This is a genomic window from Pseudomonas frederiksbergensis (assembly GCF_900105495.1).
Classification (GTDB): Bacteria; Pseudomonadota; Gammaproteobacteria; order Pseudomonadales; family Pseudomonadaceae; genus Aquipseudomonas; species Aquipseudomonas frederiksbergensis.
Window position 1 is genome coordinate 5,439,734 of the sequence record NZ_FNTF01000002.1, and the last position, 16,532, is coordinate 5,456,265.

The 16,532-nt window shown below is 59.5% G+C and carries 15 protein-coding genes; 9 read left to right on the forward strand and 6 right to left on the reverse strand.

The features are described from left to right. Window positions 1–40: 40 nt before the first annotated feature. A complete protein-coding gene (locus BLW70_RS25550; RefSeq protein ID WP_074878734.1) occupies window positions 41–553 on the reverse strand; it encodes a GNAT family N-acetyltransferase in 513 nt (170 codons plus the stop codon). Between the two features lie 397 nt (window positions 554–950). Here BLW70_RS25550 and BLW70_RS25555 point away from each other — a divergent pair, with 397 nt between their 5' ends. After that, complete coding sequence (locus BLW70_RS25555; protein WP_074878736.1) at window positions 951–1,898, forward strand: IS110 family RNA-guided transposase; 948 nt, start codon at window positions 951–953, stop codon at window positions 1,896–1,898. 49 nt (window positions 1,899–1,947) lie between these two features. Here BLW70_RS25555 and BLW70_RS25560 read toward each other — a convergent pair whose 3' ends face one another. Then, the gene (locus tag BLW70_RS25560; protein ID WP_074878738.1) at window positions 1,948–3,273 is read right to left on the reverse strand and encodes an ATP-binding protein; all 1,326 of its coding nucleotides are present in this window, start codon (window positions 3,271–3,273) and stop codon (window positions 1,948–1,950) included. Beyond that, a complete protein-coding gene (locus tag BLW70_RS25565; RefSeq protein ID WP_074878741.1) occupies window positions 3,270–3,953 on the reverse strand; it encodes a response regulator in 684 nt (227 codons plus the stop codon). Before BLW70_RS25565 ends, BLW70_RS25560 begins: the two co-directional genes overlap by 4 nt. 154 nt (window positions 3,954–4,107) lie before the next feature. Between BLW70_RS25565 and dsbD the strand changes: the two genes are divergently transcribed. The 4 genes from dsbD (at window position 4,108) to BLW70_RS25585 (ending at window position 8,598) form a co-directional block, all read left to right on the forward strand. Continuing rightward, a complete protein-coding gene (gene dsbD / locus BLW70_RS25570; protein WP_074878743.1) occupies window positions 4,108–5,844 on the forward strand; it encodes a protein-disulfide reductase DsbD in 1,737 nt (578 codons plus the stop codon). Then, window positions 5,845–6,711, forward strand: a complete 867-nt coding sequence (locus BLW70_RS25575; protein WP_074878744.1) for a TlpA disulfide reductase family protein — start codon at window positions 5,845–5,847, stop codon at window positions 6,709–6,711. Beyond that, window positions 6,687–7,460 carry a thiol:disulfide interchange protein DsbG gene (dsbG, locus tag BLW70_RS25580; protein ID WP_074878746.1) on the forward strand — a complete coding sequence of 258 codons (774 nt, stop codon included), beginning with the start codon at window positions 6,687–6,689 and terminating at the stop codon, window positions 7,458–7,460. The genes BLW70_RS25575 and dsbG overlap by 25 nt, the downstream gene beginning before the upstream one ends. A 181-nt stretch (window positions 7,461–7,641) precedes the next feature. Then, window positions 7,642–8,598 (forward strand): hypothetical protein, encoded by a 957-nt coding sequence (locus BLW70_RS25585; protein WP_074878748.1) that lies wholly within the window; start codon window positions 7,642–7,644, stop codon window positions 8,596–8,598. Window positions 8,599–8,714: 116 nt separating this feature from the next. On the opposite strand, the gene BLW70_RS25590 is transcribed toward BLW70_RS25585, so the two are convergent. Continuing rightward, entirely contained in the window at window positions 8,715–9,539 is an 825-nt protein-coding gene (locus BLW70_RS25590; RefSeq protein WP_074878751.1) for an alpha/beta fold hydrolase, read from the reverse strand. A gap of 321 nt (window positions 9,540–9,860) precedes the next feature. Between BLW70_RS25590 and BLW70_RS25595 the strand changes: the two genes are divergently transcribed. Next, window positions 9,861–10,409, forward strand: coding sequence for an RNA polymerase factor sigma-70 (locus BLW70_RS25595; RefSeq protein ID WP_074878754.1), 549 nt, complete (start codon window positions 9,861–9,863; stop codon window positions 10,407–10,409). 96 nt (window positions 10,410–10,505) lie between these two features. On the opposite strand, the gene BLW70_RS25600 is transcribed toward BLW70_RS25595, so the two are convergent. Further along, window positions 10,506–11,312 carry a substrate-binding periplasmic protein gene (locus BLW70_RS25600; RefSeq protein WP_074878756.1) on the reverse strand — a complete coding sequence of 269 codons (807 nt, stop codon included), beginning with the start codon at window positions 11,310–11,312 and terminating at the stop codon, window positions 10,506–10,508. Window positions 11,313–11,405: 93 nt separating this feature from the next. Next, the gene (locus BLW70_RS25605; protein WP_074878758.1) at window positions 11,406–12,032 is read right to left on the reverse strand and encodes a TetR/AcrR family transcriptional regulator; all 627 of its coding nucleotides are present in this window, start codon (window positions 12,030–12,032) and stop codon (window positions 11,406–11,408) included. Between the two features lie 191 nt (window positions 12,033–12,223). Between BLW70_RS25605 and BLW70_RS25610 the strand changes: the two genes are divergently transcribed. Genes BLW70_RS25610 through atuC form a run of 3 tightly spaced genes read left to right on the forward strand, consistent with a single transcriptional unit; the run spans window position 12,224 to window position 16,516 of the window. Further along, window positions 12,224–14,014 (forward strand): acyclic terpene utilization AtuA family protein, encoded by a 1,791-nt coding sequence (locus tag BLW70_RS25610; protein WP_162493959.1) that lies wholly within the window; start codon window positions 12,224–12,226, stop codon window positions 14,012–14,014. Between the two features lie 12 nt (window positions 14,015–14,026). After that, a complete protein-coding gene (locus BLW70_RS25615; protein WP_074878763.1) occupies window positions 14,027–14,896 on the forward strand; it encodes an SDR family oxidoreductase in 870 nt (289 codons plus the stop codon). A 3-nt stretch (window positions 14,897–14,899) separates the two neighbouring features. Beyond that, window positions 14,900–16,516 carry a geranyl-CoA carboxylase subunit beta gene (gene atuC, locus BLW70_RS25620; RefSeq protein ID WP_074878764.1) on the forward strand — a complete coding sequence of 539 codons (1,617 nt, stop codon included), beginning with the start codon at window positions 14,900–14,902 and terminating at the stop codon, window positions 16,514–16,516. The last annotated feature ends 16 nt before the right edge of the window (window positions 16,517–16,532 follow it).

Consider the following 16,532-nt stretch of genomic DNA (forward strand, 5'->3'; position numbering starts at 1 on the left):
GTCCGAAGGCTCGGGCCGTGTTCGGACGATCTTTCGACGTTCAAAAACCAAAAAGCCCGCTGACCATTCTATGAAGGGGGGGCAGTGCTTTGTGCATGGGAATGGCGTGGAGCCCGGCTACGGCGAAGGTTTCAGCGCAAGGCTGGTAACCCAGATGACGGTAAAAGGCTTCGCTGGTGCGGGTGCTGTTGAGTCGTGCCTGATGCAAACCCTGATCAGTCAACCAGCGCTCAAGGTCGCGCACCAGCGCTTGCCCGGCCCCGCGACGAAACCATTCCGGTTGCACGTAACAAAACGCCACTTTGCCGCTGATCGCAGCCATCGCGACGCCGACCGGTTTGTCCTGCAACAGGGCGATGTTCAGGTACAACCGCTCGTCGGTGAGCCAGGGCTGCACGTGTTCGATGGTTTTGTTGTGGGTCCAGGTGGCAACGATGAGTGGATCGTTGCGATGGTCGAGCGCACAACCCACGCGAATGGAGCGCTCGACGATCCGGCTGATGATGCCGGCGTCGGCGGGGGTTGCCTTGCAAATTTGAAGGGATGCATCCATGGCGCTGTTACCTCAATCCATTGAGTCAAAGCTGCTGCCGGGGACGATAGCGCTGCGGCGAGTGGGTGGCTAATGGAGAGACGTTACATTTGGTGTGCAACACAAAGCTAATGTGGGAGCGAGCCTGCTCGCGAAGGCGGCAGCACATCCAGCATTGATGTGACTGACAGATCGCTTTCGCGAGCAGGCTCGCTTGTATGGTAGGACTTGAAGGGAGGAGGAGGGACAAGGCTCGATTCTGACTGTTGACGCAGTACAGACCGTGGGAGATTTCGCCCCTCCTCCTTTCACCCAAGCGCCGATAAAGAATGCATCTGGCTAGACCGACGATAGGAACAAGCCTGCGCCTCTGGGTGAGCCCTTCAAGTGCTTAAAACCATATCCCGGAGGAAATCCAATGGCAATGCCGGTTTCTGTCACAAAGCCGATCGTAGGTGTGGATGTCGCCAAGAATGAACTGGTGATTTATCAGTCTGATGGGGATTTGCTTGAAGAGATTCCCAACACCAAAACATCCATCAAACAGTGGCTGAAGGCGTTGTCGGGGACGGTGGCTATTGCCATTGAGGCGACCAACATTTACCACCTGGACTTCGCTGATCTGGCCTATGAGGCCGGTTGCACGATTTACATGGTGGGAGGCTATGAGCTCAAACATTATCGCGAAGGCGTGAAGATCCGCGCCAAAACCGACGCACTGGATGCCAAGCTACTGGCTCGTTACCTGAAGAACGAAGCCGAGGAGTTGCGTCCTTGGACCCCGCCCTCACCGCTGTACCGCCAGCTCCTGAGCCTTTTCCGCCGCCGCGCAGCCTTGGTCCAGGCCAGGGTCGGCCTGGTGCAGAGCTGGTCGAATGAGCCGCTGCTTAAGGCGGCTTTTGCCGAGCAAGTGAAGTCCATGCAGCAGCTTGAGACGCTGATCGAAAAGACGATCAACGATCAGCTCAAAGAAGCCGGTTTGCTCGGTCAATTGAAGCGCTGCCTGAAAGTTGAGGGTATTGGATTTTTGACTGGGGCCCGCTTGATAACTGCATTTCAGCGAGGAGATTTTAGAAACGCGGATGCCTTTATCGCCTTCCTGGGCATGGATTTACGGGTGGCGAAATCAGGACAGAAGGACGCTCGCCGCAGTTTGACCAAGCGCGGCGACCCCGAGGCCCGCCGACTTCTGCACAATGCAGCGATGTCGGCTAGCCATACGAAAGCCTGGAAAGGGTATTACGAAGAACAAAGAACGCGGGGTTTCAGCACCACTCAGGCGCTGGTGATGCTGGCTCGCAAGCTTGCTCGGGTGGTATTCGCCTTGCTGAAAGGGCAAAGCGAATATCAGCCAAAAGCCAGTTGAGGGCTTTCCCTCAACCATAGAATCTCCCACAGGGGGATTTTTGTGCTTGTTAGATAGGTTGCAACGGCATGGTCAGTTCGACTCGCAACCCGTCCGGCCGGCTGTCGAAATGCAACGTACAGCCGCAACGCTGGACAATCGCCTGGACAATCGCCAGCCCCAGGCCGCAGCCGGTGCTCTGGCCGTTGCGCCAGAAGCGTTGGGTCAAATGTTGCAGATCGTCTTCGGCAATCCCCGGCCCATGATCGCGAACCAGGAACTGCACGCGATTGCCGGTGGTTTCCAGGCTCAGTTCCACCGCGCCGTCGCCCGGGGTATGCCGCAGCGCGTTGTCCAGCAGGTTACGTAGCGCGGCAATCGACAGCACCGCGGGCATTTGCACCGGGGCGTGGGAGATTTTCGGCGGCAGCTGAAATTTGATCCGCTGACGATCACCGCTGGCGGCGTCCTGAATTGCCAGTTTCGCCACCTGCTCGGCGCTGCATTGCACGCCGTCATCAAACGACAGACTGCCCTCGACCCGCGCCAGCAACAGCAATTGTTCAAGGGTCCGGTGCAGGCGATCGGCGCCCTCTTCGGCCCGGGCCAGGGATTGATCGCGGGCCGCGCCGTCGGTCATGCGCGCCACTTGCAGGTGGGTCTTGATCGCTGTCAGCGGGCTGCGCAATTCATGGGCAGCGTCACCGGTCAGGCGGCGCTCGCGTTCGATGGTCTTGCCTATCCGTTGGAACAGCTGATTCTGGGTGTCCAGCAACGGTTGCAGTTCGCTGGGCAGCGGCTGGATTTGCAAAGGTTCGAGAGAATCGGCGCTACGGCGCATCAAGGCGTCACGCATGCGATTCAGCGGCGCCAGCCCCTGGCCGATTCCCAGCCAGAGCAGGCACAGGCAGCCCAGCAACGCCACGCCCACCGGCACCGAAGCGGCCAGCAGGATCGACATGTTCAGCGCCTCACGTTCGATCTGCCGATCAGCGGTGGTGATGCGCACGTCGCCGCGGGCCAGGGTGAAACTGCGCCACGGCGCACCGTCGATCATCTGGTCGTGGAAGCCCATTTTCTCGGCTTCGAGGGTTTGTTGCGGATCGGTGTGACTGCGGGCGAGGATTTCGCCACGCAATGAACTGACCTGGCAGGCCATGCCACCGGGGAGGTTCAGTTGTTCAGCGCTGAAATGGGTGCCCTCACCCTTGCTCGGCAATGGCGGCAATTGTTCCATCAGGCCGGCGACCATCCGCGCCGAGGCCACCAACCGCTGGTCGAGGGAAAACATCATCTGATTGCGCAGGTCGCTGAGCATCCAGGCTGCCGCCAAGGCCCAGATCAGCGCAAAAGCAGCGCCGAGTGTCAGGCTCAGGCGCAAACGCAGGCTCATCACTTTTTCAATTCCTCTGCACCATCAGCCGGCCCCAGGCGATAGCCCAGGCCGCGCACTGTCTCGACAATGCCATTGCCGAGTTTGCGTCGCAGGTGATGGATATGCACGTTGAGGGCGTTGCTTTCCAGTTCATCGTTGAAACCGTAGACGCTGTCTTTGAGTTGCTCGGTGGACAGCACCCGGCCCCGGTTATGCAGCAAGGCCTGCAACAGCGACTGCTCACGACGGGAAAGGTCCACCGGCTGGCCGCCGAGCATGGTTTCGCGGCTGCTCGGGTCGTAAGTCAGGCGACCGTGTTCGATCAAGTTGACGCTGCGTCCGGCCACTCGTCGCAGCAAGGTATGCAGGCGCGCGGCGAGTTCGCGCAGGTCGAAAGGCTTGAGCAAGTAATCGTCGGCGCCCGCCTGCAAGCCGTCGACGCGGTCGGTGACTGAATCCCGGGCGGTGAGGATCAGCACCGGGATTTCCAGACCGCTGTGACGCAATTGCTGCAACAGCTTCAGGCCATCTTCATCGGGCAGACCGAGGTCGAGCACCATCACATCGAACTCGGCGACCTTGAGCATCGCCCGGGCCGACGAGGCAGTGGCGACATGCTCTACCGTCAGGCCCTGAGCGGTGAGGCCGGCAACAATGCCGCTGGCGATCAACTCATCGTCTTCGCAAACCAGTACGTGCATGGTGAGACCTGTTGAAAAAAAGGTGAGTAGGCCGGAGGCCGATTAAGCGGACATTATGCCGCAAGCGCCATTGCCACAAGGCCACTGTGGTTAATCATCGGTTAATCGCCGCCTTCCATTGTGCACCTCACTTGCACAGGGATAAGGCTTACCCATGCGTCGACTGTTTTTGTTTTTTGCTCTCTTGATCTCGGGCGTGGCCCAGGCAGGGACCAATCCGTTCGAGACCAAACCTGATTTTTTGCCGGTGGAAAAAGCGTTCGTCTTCACGTCCGAGCGTCTTGAGTCGGGCGAAACCCAGCTCTATTGGCAGATCGCCGACGGCTATTACCTGTATCAGAAACGCCTGAAGTTCGATGGCTTGCCCGCTGAGCAGCATCCCGCGTTACCTGAAGGCGAAGCGCACAGCGATGAGTTCTTCGGCGAACAGCAGGTCTATCGCCAGGGTCTGGAGCTGAAGATTGCGGCCGGCGCCACCGGTCAAATCAAAGTGGGCTTCCAGGGCTGTGCCGACGCTGGCTTGTGTTATCCGCCGCACACTCAGGTCGTGGATCTGGGCGGTACCTCCGCTATCGCTGCGACAGACGAAGCACCGGACCAAGCCCTGGCCAGCGGCCTGCAACAACGGGCGCTGGGCTGGAGCTTGCTGGTGTTCTTTGGCCTGGGATTGTTGCTGGCCTTCACGCCTTGCTCGTTGCCGATGCTGCCGATTCTGGCGGGTTTGATCGTCGGCAGTGGCGCCACACCCAAACGCGGTTTCGCCTTGGCCACCAGCTACGTCGTGAGCATGGCGCTGGTGTATGCGGCGATGGGCGTGCTGGCGGCAATGCTCGGGGCAAATTTGCAGGCGTTGTTGCAAAACCCTTGGTTGCTGGGCAGTTTCGCTGCGGTGTTTGTGTTGCTGGCATTGCCGATGTTCGGTTTCTTCGAGTTGCAACTGCCGGTGGCCCTGCGTGATCGACTGGAAAATGTCTCGCGCAATCAGCGCGGCGGCAGCCTGTTCGGGGCCGGGGTGTTGGGCGCCTTGTCCGGTTTGCTGGTGGGGCCGTGCATGACCGCCCCGCTGGCGGGCGCCTTGCTCTACATCGCGCAAAGCGGCAATGCGCTGCATGGCGGGCTGATTCTGTTCGCCATGGGCATCGGCATCGGTGTGCCGCTGCTGCTGTTGGTCACCGTCGGCAATCGCTTCCTGCCCAAACCCGGTGCGTGGATGAACCTGCTCAAGGGTGTGTTCGGCTTCCTGTTCCTCGCCACCGCATTGCTGATGCTGCGCCCGGTGCTGGACGAATCACTGTGGATTGGTTTGTGCGGTGGGTTGCTGCTGATTGCTGCGTACAGCGCCTGGAAACAGTCGGAAGGTTTCGGTCGCGTCGCTCATGTGTTCGGCGCCAGCTCACTCTTGTTGGGTGTGTGGGGCAGCCTGTTGATGATCGGTGCCGCCGGTGGCAGCGACGACTTGATGAAGCCTTTGCAGGTCTACAGCGCTTCAAACTCGAGCAGCGCCGCCAACCCGGTCAGCCATGACGCATTCACCACGATCAAGGACCCAGCAGCTCTGCAACGGGAGCTCGATGAAGCACAGGCTCAAGGCCAATGGGTCTTGCTGGACTACTACGCCGACTGGTGCGTGTCGTGCAAGGTCATGGAAAAACAGGTGTTCGGCAAAGCCCACGTACTGGAGGCCTTGAGCGATGTGCGCTTGCTACGGCTGGACGTCACCGCCGACAATGCCGCCAGCCGCGAACTGCTCGGCCGTTATAAAGTGCCGGGGCCACCGAGCCTGCTGTGGATCGGTGCCGACGGCATCGAGCGTCGGAGCCAGCGCATCACCGGTGAAGTCGATGCCGGCACCTTCCTGCAACGCTGGACCACTACCCGAGACGCCCATTAAATGCTGACTTTTACTCTCGGCACTTTTGCCATCGCGCTTAATCACCTGCTGCTGATCAGCGCCCTGGCGCTGGCGACTTTCGTCGGCTGGCGGGTGGCCAAACGCGGCGGCGAGAATCCGGAGTCGGTGCTGTTCAGCCTGTTCCTGCTGGGCTTGGTGGCTGCCCGGGTCGGTTTCGTGGCCGTTTACTGGGCCCATTATCGCGACGATCCCTGGCAGATCATCGACCTGCGCGACGGCGGTTTCCTCGCCTGGCCCGGTGTGATCGTGCTGCTACTTGCGGCGTTGTATCGAGGCTGGCGTCGCCCGGGCTTGCGCCGGCCGTTGGGCTTTGGCGTGGCCAGTGGCCTGGCGTTCTGGTTGCTGGCGACCTTCTCCCTGACTATTTACGAACAAGGCACGCGCCTGCCGGAAATCACCCTGCGCAATGCCGCCGGTGAAACCGTGCAACTGGCCGATTACCAGGGCGGCCCGTTGGTGATCAATCTCTGGGCCACCTGGTGTCCGCCGTGCCGTCGGGAAATGCCGGTACTGGAAAACGCCCAGCAACACCGCCCGGACCTGACGTTCCTGTTCGTCAATCAGGCTGAAAGCATGCAAAGCGTCAGTACTTTTCTGGAAACCCAAGGCCTGAGCCTCTCCAACGTGCTGTTCGACGGCAGTGGCCGATTGGGTCAGGCCGTCGGCTCCATGGCGTTGCCGACTACGCTGTTCTATAGCCCCGAAGGTCGCCTGCTGGGCAGCCATCTGGGTGAGCTGTCGGAAGCGAGCCTGGCCCGCGCCCTGGAAAACTTCGACACCCCGAATCCTGCCGTACCGGCCACCTATTCAAGGAAATTGCCATGCCCCGCCTCCGCCACCTGCTGACGTTGACCCTGGGCGCTGCCCTGCTGCATTTACCCTCAGTGCAGGCCGCCGAAGAATTGCCCGAAGCGATCAAGAAAATCGAAGCCAAGGGCGCGAAAATCGTCGGCCAATTCGACGCGCCCGATGGCCTGCGCGGTTATGCGGCGCAGTACCAGAACCGGGGCATGGCGTTGTACCTGACCCCGGATGGCAAGCACGTGCTGCTCGGCAATCTGTACGATGCCGACGGCAACGACCTGAGCAGCGCACCGTTGCAGAAGCTGGTTTATGCACCGATGGCCAAGGAAATCTGGGGCAAGATGGAAGCCAGCAACTGGATCGCCGACGGGAAGGACGATGCACCGCGGATCGTGTACCTGTTCAGCGATCCGAACTGCCCTTATTGCAACGTGTTCTGGGAGCAGGCGCGGCCATGGGTCAAGGCGGGCAAGGTGCAGCTGCGGCACATCATGGTCGGCATCATTCGCGAAGACAGTCCAGGGAAATCGGCTGCACTGCTGGCCGCCAAAGATCCGCAGAAAGCACTGGAAGACCATGAGAAGTCAGGCAAGAAGAGCTCGCTGAAAGCCCTGAAGGACGTGCCCCCGGCGATTCAGGCGAAACTGGCGGCGAACATGCAGTTGATGGAAGACCTGGAGCTGCAGGCCACCCCGGCGATTTTCTACATGGACGGCAAGGGCGAGCTGCAACAACAGCAAGGCGCGCCGTCGCCGGATAAGTTGGTGCAAATTCTCGGGCCACGCACCTGACATTCCCAACTTATAGCCAAGCCCCCCTGCCCGCTTACCGCTTACGCAGGGGGATATGTTCCCCTGAATCATCTGTGCGGCAACTTTAATATTCCGTAGCACTCCCGACGAGACATCAATAAAACAATCATTTACCTTTCTGAAAACGAAGGACCTCGACATACAGAAAGGACACTAAAACATGAACTTCCTCACCGACGAAATGCGTAACTTTGAGCGCAGCGCCGACATTACAGAGCTCAGCATATCGGCAACCATCCAGAACAAATCATTTGCGGGCACCGACGACAAAATCTATATAAGCATGGGCCACCATGAAAACAAGCAATTATTTTGCGACGCCCCTAGAGCGGGCCAGGCCATCACTGTCGACATAGATATTCCCCGCCTCTTCGGCAAGCAAAGTATTCATATCAGCGAACTGAATAATATTTCACTATATCAACTTCCAGTGGAGCATCCGATCGCCAGCGATGATTGGGAGCTGGAGTCACTGATACTGACCGCCAACCGTATTTTTACCAATACATCCTTTAAGAAAATCCACCAATGGCTCTCCAACCACTCCGTTAACTTACAGCAAATATGGGCCGGACAAATATCGTGGTCCGAGTGGGTCAACACCGACTACCGCCCCATAGATGTGAACACCCAGACCTATCCTGTTCGCTGGTTGCCGTGGATCGGCGACCTTCGGTCGTGGCGGACTTATGATCCATCAAAAATCGATGGTGTAGGCCAGCTGGTTGGAATGATTGACGGAAAACTGGTGGGCGAACGTTTGAAAAGTCGACAGACCGAAATCCTGAACGTCAACGGTTCCCATGACAGTTACACCTGGGTGTACACTCCCGAAGGTTCGATTATCTATAAGCTTTGGAAGCACGAAGCACGTAACGATTATATAAGACACAGCCAACTGGGCGGTGGCAGACCCGTTATATGTGCGGGTGAATTCAGACTGGATAATATTCAGGACCGCTCAGGCATTCGTGATGTCATCGGACTGGTAAATGACGCGTCCGGGCATTACATTCCGGATGGCGGTGCATGTTTAAAGTACGTAGAAGAAAAACTCCGAGGCCTGGGAATTAATACTGACCATACTGAATGGCGTTGGCACAACTCATTTCCGTAACGCTACATTCACCCAGCTCATTGTTTTATAAATAGTCCCAGCACACCTGAACCTTCGGTAACGCCTACCGAGTTACTCACACCGAAGGTTCGGGCCGCGCTCTAACAATCTTTTTATCAAGTGTCACACGAACTCCTGTCTGCCAGGAACACCAGCAAGGCCTTAGTAACAAACTGCGGATTCTCCAAATTGGAGATATGCCCCGCCTCTGGCACCAATACATACGGGCATCCGATCAACCCGGCCATCTCCCTCGTTTCCGATGGCGGCCGCGGTTTGTCTTGATCGCCGCACATCAGCAGCGTGGTATCAGGATCCAACTCGCCCAGTCGCGGCAACAAATCGTCCCGCCCAAACGTAATCCGCCCCATCGGCACGATGCTCTCGCGCAGACGCTCCGGCGGCAGCGCGGCCAGTTGGGCGCGGAAGTCCTGGTACAGCGCCGACTGCGGATCGATGCCCGGACGGAAGAAGATCGGCACGACGATGTCGAGCAGCTGCGGTGCGATCACGCCGGTATCTTCGATCTGTTTGAACAGCGAGAAGTAGTATTGGCGAGTCGGTTCCGGCTCGACGCCGACGTAGGTGTCCATCAGCACCAGACCATTGATCCGCTGCGACGCCGACAGCGCCAGACGCACGCCCCACATGCCGCCGACCGACAGACCGACCAGCGTGACACGGTCGATGTCCAGGTGATCGAGCAACGCCAGTGCCTGGCGCGCAATGTCATCCAGCGATTGCGTGCCGTGGGGTAGCGGCCCGGATTCACCATGGCCCCAGAGGTCCAGAGCAATCACCCGGTATTGCTGGGACAGGGCGGCAATCTGCGGCGCCCACATGGCCTGGTCCCACAGGTAACTGCCGGCCAGCAGAACGGCTGGGCCGGTGCCTTGATCAGTGTAGTGAAGGGGTTGTCCATCAACCGTAACGAAGGGCATTGACTGTCTCCTTTGTGAATTGCGATCCACCCAAAAAAGCACAGGCAGCCTGAGCCGGTCCGAAGCGACAGTCAACGCGCAAATCCGCGCAAATTTCGGTGACGCCATCGCAGCGGAACCATGTACTCCGGCATTTCAGTGCGCAGGCGCTACTTGATTAACCCAGCGTGTCGCAGTTCTCACTCTGCACCTCAAAGGGGCATTAGCTCTAATTCTCATTTGACAATAATTATCATTAATAATAATTTGTTGCTCGACGTGTTGGACGGCTCAGCCCCCGCTTGCCGTCCCGCCAACCTATTTGGAGCAAGGTGATTTCCAATGACGGAACAAGTGTCCACAAGCAGGTGCGATTCACCGCTACTTCAAGTATTCGTCGACAATCGACTGATTCTGGTCAAGATTGCCGCCCGCATTACCGGCTGCCGATCGCGTGCTGAAGACGTGGTGCAGGATGCGTTCTTCCGACTGCAATCAGCGCCGCAGATCACGTCCTCGTTCAAGGCTCAGATGAGCTACCTGTTCCAGATCGTGCGCAACCTGGCAATCGATCACTACCGCAAACAGGCGCTGGAGCAGAAGTATTCAGGATCTGAGGAGGAAGGCCTGAACGTGGTGATTCAAGGTGCTTCACCGGAAACCTCGCACATCAACTTCTCGACGCTGGAACACATCGCCGACGCGCTGACCGAGCTGCCTAGCCGCACCCGCTACGCCTTCGAGATGTACCGCCTGCACGGCGTGCCGCAAAAAGACATCGCCAAGGAGCTTGGCGTCTCGCCGACGCTGGTGAACTTCATGATTCGCGATGCATTGGGGCACTGCCGCAAGGTGTCGGGGAGTCGTGTGGATACCTTTGCCCGTCGCTAAGACCTGTAATCTGCCTTCTACTTGAACTTGCAGCGCGGGCTCTCGAGTCAGGTGCAGCTGAATCAGCGGCTGCCCTTCAAGGCTTACACACAGATCTCAGGTACCCGGAACCGGCACCACGGCGATCTTGTAGGGATCGAAAATCTTCAGCAGTTGGCCATTGTCCCGCAACCCTTGCAGCAATTTGCCGAAAGCCTCGCCAGTGATCGGTGCGGCCGGCCGGAGGATGGCGTAGTGGTGATAGATCTGGTCGATACGCTGGGACACCAGCAGCTGATCGGCGACTTTCTCGTTACGCAGCAGGTAATCGCTCAGATAGGAGCGCGTCACCAGGGCAACGTCGGCACGCCCACGCAGCACCATCAGCAGGTTGCTGTCGTGGGAATACGTCAACGTTGCATCGTAGTTTTGCGCGAGGAATTTTGGATCGGCATTGAAGTTGGCGAATTCATAGTGATAGCCGCTGAACAGCGCCAGGCGCTTGCCGGCGAGGTCGGCAAAATAATTCTGCTGGCGAACCGGCTGGCCATCGGGCTGGCGTTGCGCGACAAAAATCTCGGCGTCTTCCAGCCCCATGTCGACGGTGGTGTGCGGGATGTCCTTCCAGCCCCAGTCCGGGTTCTCGAAAATCGCCATGTCCACCCGGCCTTGCTTGAAGTCGCCGAAACGTCGGGGAATGGAAGTCGGCACCAACACAAACTGATAGTCGCTCTGCAAGGCATTGAGTGCCTCGACCAACTGCGGCAGCAAACCGGTGTCGGCACCGGATTCCGGGCGCACGGTATAAGGGGGAAAATGTGCGGCACCGACCCGAACCAGCTGTGCAGCCTGGGACGGAACCATGCATAACAGCGCAAGCGTCGCCAGCAAAAGCCGCGAAACCGTCCGAATTGGCGAAGACATCAAAACAACCCACTCCCCAAAAAAAACGCCTCAATGCATTCAAGCTAGGCGGTTTCGGCTACTTAGCCAGTTTTCTTCTGTTTCAAAACAAACTTACTGCTTTTCTTCCAGCACCAGAATCAATGCCTCATCGGCCAATTGATCGAGGCTCATGCTGCCGCCTGCGCGAAACCAGGTGGTGGTCCAGGACAACGCCCCGGTCAGAAAACGGCGGGTAATGAACACATCGCCGCGAATAAAACCGGCCTGCTTGGCTTCGCCCAGCACCTGAAGCCAGAGTTCTTCATAAATGTCGCGCAGCGCCAGCACTTGCGCCTGCCCGTCTGCGGACAGCGAGCGCCACTCATATACCAATACCGCCATGGCCTCGCCGCTGCCGCCCATGATCGACTGCAATTCACAACGAATCAGCGCCAGTACCCGCTCGCGCACACTGCCGGCTTCGGCCAGGGCTGCACGCATCAACGCAGTGTTATAGCGAATAGTTTCTTCCATCACCGCCCGCAGGATCTCGTCCTTGCTTTTGAAGTGATGGAAAATGCTGCCGGACTGAATCCCCACGGCGCCGGCCAGATCGCGCACGGTGGTGCGTTCGTAACCTTTGTTGCGGAACAGGTGAGCCGCCACTTGCAGCAGTTTGCCGCGGGCGCTGTCCGGGTCGGTCAATTGGCCGCTGTCGACCAATTCGCGCATCACCCTCAGGGCTTTTTGCTCGTCCACCCGTTCTCTCCTACAGTCGAATCAATCAAATACGCCGCACGCCGCTAAAACCGCGGGCTTGCGCGGGCAATTTAAGCTGGACGGCGCAACCAAGCAAGCGCTCGGGCCGAAGATATTTATACCGTTTACAAACCAAGCGCTTGCTTGGTAGTCTCGACGCACTTCTATCGCAGGTGACTATGGAGTTGACTGTGCCCAAGACAATCCGCATCGGTTGCGCCAGTGCCTTCTGGGGCGACACCTCGACCGCCGCCGCGCAACTGGTGGAAGGTGGGCGCCTGGATTATCTGGTGTTCGATTATCTGGCCGAAATTACGATGTCGATCATGGCCGGTGCGCGAATGAAAAATCCCCAGGCCGGTTACGCCAGCGACTTCATCGAAGTCCTGAGCCCGCTGCTGGGTCAACTGGCCGAACGGAAAATCCGTGTCATCAGCAACGCCGGCGGGGTCAATCCGCAAGCCTGCGCCGCCGCTTTGCAAGCGGCTTGCGACCAGGCCGGAGTGACGCTGAAAATCGCCGTGTTGCTGGGCGATGACCTGCAGCCGCAGTTCAAACAGCTGAGCAGCAGCGGTATCCATGAAATGTTCAGCGGCGCGCCCCTGCCGCCGATGTGTGTCTCGACCAACGCCTACCTCGGCGCACCGGGCATCGTCGAGGCCCTGCGTCTGGGCGCCGACATCGTCATCACCGGCCGCGTGGTCGACAGCGCCGTGGTCAGCGCCGCGCTGGTGCATGAATTCGGCTGGTCCTGGCACGACTACGACAAACTCGCCCAGGCGGCATTGGCCGGGCACCTCATCGAATGTGGCGCCCAGTGCACCGGCGGCAACTTCACCGATTGGCGCGAGGTGCCCGACTACGAACACATCGGCTTTCCCATCGTTGAAGTCAGCGCCGACAGCCAGTTCATCGTCAGTAAACCCGACGGCTCCGGCGGCCTGGTCACTCCCCTGACGGTCGGCGAGCAAATGCTGTATGAAATCGGCAACCCGCAGGCGTATCTGCTGCCGGACGTGGTCTGCGATTTCACTGAAGTCAAACTCGTGCAACAAGGCAAAAACGCGGTTCAGGTACACGGCGCAAAAGGCCTGGCGCCGACCGATCAGTACAAAGTCAGCGCGACGTACCCGGACGGTTTCCGCTGCACCGCCAGTTGCCTGATCGCCGGGATCGATGCGGTCGACAAGGCGCGTCGAGTCAGCGAAGCCATCATCAACAAGACCTCGGAAATCTTCAGTCAGCGCGGTTGGCCACCCTACAGCGAAGTGAACATCGAATTGCTTGGCAGCGAGGCCACTTACGGGCCCCACGGTCAGCGTCAGGACAGCCGCGAAGTGGTGATCAAACTCGCGGTGCGCCATCCGGGCAAACAGGCGTTGATTGTGTTTTCCCGGGAGATCGCCCAGGCCGCCACAGGCATGGCACCGGGGTTGACCGGGATTGTCGGTGGCCGGCCGACGGTGTATCCGCTGATCCGGCTGTTCTCCTTCCTTATCGACAAAACCGCCTGCACGCTGGAAATTGATCTCAAGGGCCAGCGCCACCCCTGTGCCTTGCCCGCCGTTGATGCAATCGACACCGCCGACCTGCCCGTGGCGTACGCCCCACCGAAACCCTCGGGCCGAGCCGATGCCAGCGTGGCCCTGGTCAAACTCGCCGTGGCGCGCTCCGGTGACAAGGGCAACCACAGCAACATCGGCGTCATGGCCCGCGAGCCGGAGTACCTGCCGTGGATTGCCGAAGCCTTGACGCCGGCAGTGATCGTCGACTGGATGAGTCATGTCCTCGATCCGATCCACGGACGCGTCGAACGCTGGTACCTGCCGGGCACCCACAGCCTTAATTTTCTGCTGGAAAACGCCCTGGGAGGCGGTGGCGTGGCCAGCCTGCGGATCGACCCGCAAGGCAAAGCCTTCGCCCAACAACTGCTGGAAATCCAGATACCGGTGCCGCAGCGCATCGCCGACCGGGTCAACTAGAGGACTGTCGCCATGGCTTACGATTCGATTTTCAAAGCCGACTTGTTTGCAGGCCAAAACATCATCGTCACCGGTGGCGGCAGCGGCATCGGCCGTTGCACCGCTCACGAACTGGCGGCCCTCGGCGCCCATGTGCTGCTGCTCGGGCGCAAGGCTGACAAGCTGAAAAACGTCACGGCCGAGATTACCGAAGATGGCGGCAAGGCTGACTGGATGGTCTGCGACATTCGTGAGGAAGAAACGGTCAAGCATGTGGTCAGCGAATTGATCCGCAAGCACGGACCGATTCACGGCCTGGTCAACAATGCTGGCGGGCAGTACCCGTCGCCGCTAGCGTCGATCAATCAGAAAGGCTTCGATACGGTGTTGCGTACCAACCTGATGGGCGGCTTCCTGATGGCCCGGGAAGTGTTCAACCAATCCATGAGCAAACACGGCGGTGCCATCGTCAACATGCTCGCCGACATGTGGGGCGGCATGCCCGGCATGGGCCACTCGGGCGCGGCCCGTGCAGGCATGGACAACCTCACCAAGACCGCCGCGTTCGAATGGGGTTATGCCGGGGTGCGGGTCAACGCCGTGGCGCCGGGCTGGATCGCGTCCAGCGGCATGGACACCTACGAAGGCGCGTTCAAAGCGGTGATCCCGACCTTGCGCGAACACGTGCCGCTGAAACGCATCGGCACCGAATCGGAAGTCAGCGCGGCGATCGTTTTCCTGCTCAGCCCGGCCGCGGCATTTGTCAGTGGCAGCACCTTGCGCATCGACGGCGCCGCCAGCCTCGGCGGGCGTGCCTGGCCGATACACAAGGCGCAGATCAGCGAGTCGTATAACGGTTTTCACCGTGCCTACCTGCCTGACGTGCTCAAGGACAAGGAATAAGTCATGCCGGTGATTCAGTCGCAAGTGGACCCATTCAGCGAACAGTTCGCCCGCAATCGCGCGGCGATGCTGGTCGGCATCGAGCATGTCCGCCAGCTCGAACAGAACCTGCTGAACAAAGCGGCCGAGGCCAAACCCAGGTTCGACAAGCGCGGCCAATTGTTGCCCCGTGAACGCCTCAATCTGCTGCTCGACCCTGGCGCACCGTTTCTCGAACTGGCGAGCCTGGCGGGCTACAAGTTGCACGATGACAAGGACGGCAGCTCGGCAGGCGGCGGGTTGATCGCCGGGATCGGCTACGTGTCCGGCGTGCGCGTACTAGTAGTGGCAAACAATAGTGCGATCAAGGGCGGGACCATTTCCCCCAGCGGTTTGAAAAAATCCCTGCGCCTGCAACAGATCGCCATGGAGAACAAACTGCCGGTCATTACCCTGGCCGAAAGCGGTGGCGCCAACCTCAATTATGCGGCGGAGATTTTCGTCGAAGGCGCCCGCAGCTTTGCCAATCAGGCGCGGATGTCGGCCATGGGCCTGCCGCAAATCACCGTGGTCCATGGCTCGGCCACGGCGGGCGGCGCCTATCAGCCAGGGTTGTCGGATTACGTCGTGGTGGTGCGTGGCAAGGCGAAGCTGTTTCTGGCCGGCCCGCCGTTGCTCAAGGCTGCCACCGGCGAAGTCGCCACCGATGAAGCATTGGGCGGCGCCGAGATGCATGCGCAGATCGCCGGCACAGCTGAATACCTGGCCGAGAACGATGCCGACGGCGTGCGCCTGGTGCGCGAGATTGTCGGCCTGCTGCGGTGGAACGATCAGCTGCAATGGCTACCCGAACGTCACTGGGAAGAACCGCTCTACCCCATCGATGAGTTGCTCGGGCTGATTCCCGACGATGCGAAAAAACCTTACGACGTGCGCGAAATCATCGCGCGGATAGCCGACGGCTCGAACGTTCTCGAATTCAAGGGCGAGTTCGATCAGCAAACCGTCTGCGGCCATTTGCAGATTCAAGGCCGCGCCTGCGGGTTCATTGGCAACAATGGGCCGATCACGCCCAAGGGTGCGAGCAAGGCGGCGCAGTTCATTCAGCTCTGTGATCAGAGCAAGACGCCGTTGCTGTTCTTCCACAACACCACCGGGTTCATGGTCGGCACCGAGTCGGAGCAGCAGGGCGTGATCAAACACGGCGCGAAAATGATTCAAGCGGTGGCCAATGCCCGGGTGCCTAAACTGACTATCGTCGTCGGTGGCTCCTATGGCGCCGGTAACTACGCGATGTGCGGCCGCGGCCTCGACCCGCGCTTCATCTTCGCCTGGCCCAACAGCCGCACGGCGGTGATGGGCGGCGCCCAGGCCGGCAAAGTGCTGCGGATCGTCACCGAGGCCAAACAGGCCAAGGACGGCCTGGTACCCGACCCGAAAATGCTCGACATGCTGGAACAGGTCACCGCGCAGAAACTCGACAGCCAGTCCACCGCACTGTACGGCAGCGCCAGCTTGTGGGACGACGGGTTGATCGATCCTCGCGATACCCGGACCCTGCTCGGGTACTTGCTGGATATCTGCCATGAGGCTGAAGTGCGGCCATTGCAATCCAACAGCTTCGGCGTCGCTAGATTTTGATCGTCCCCACGCTCTG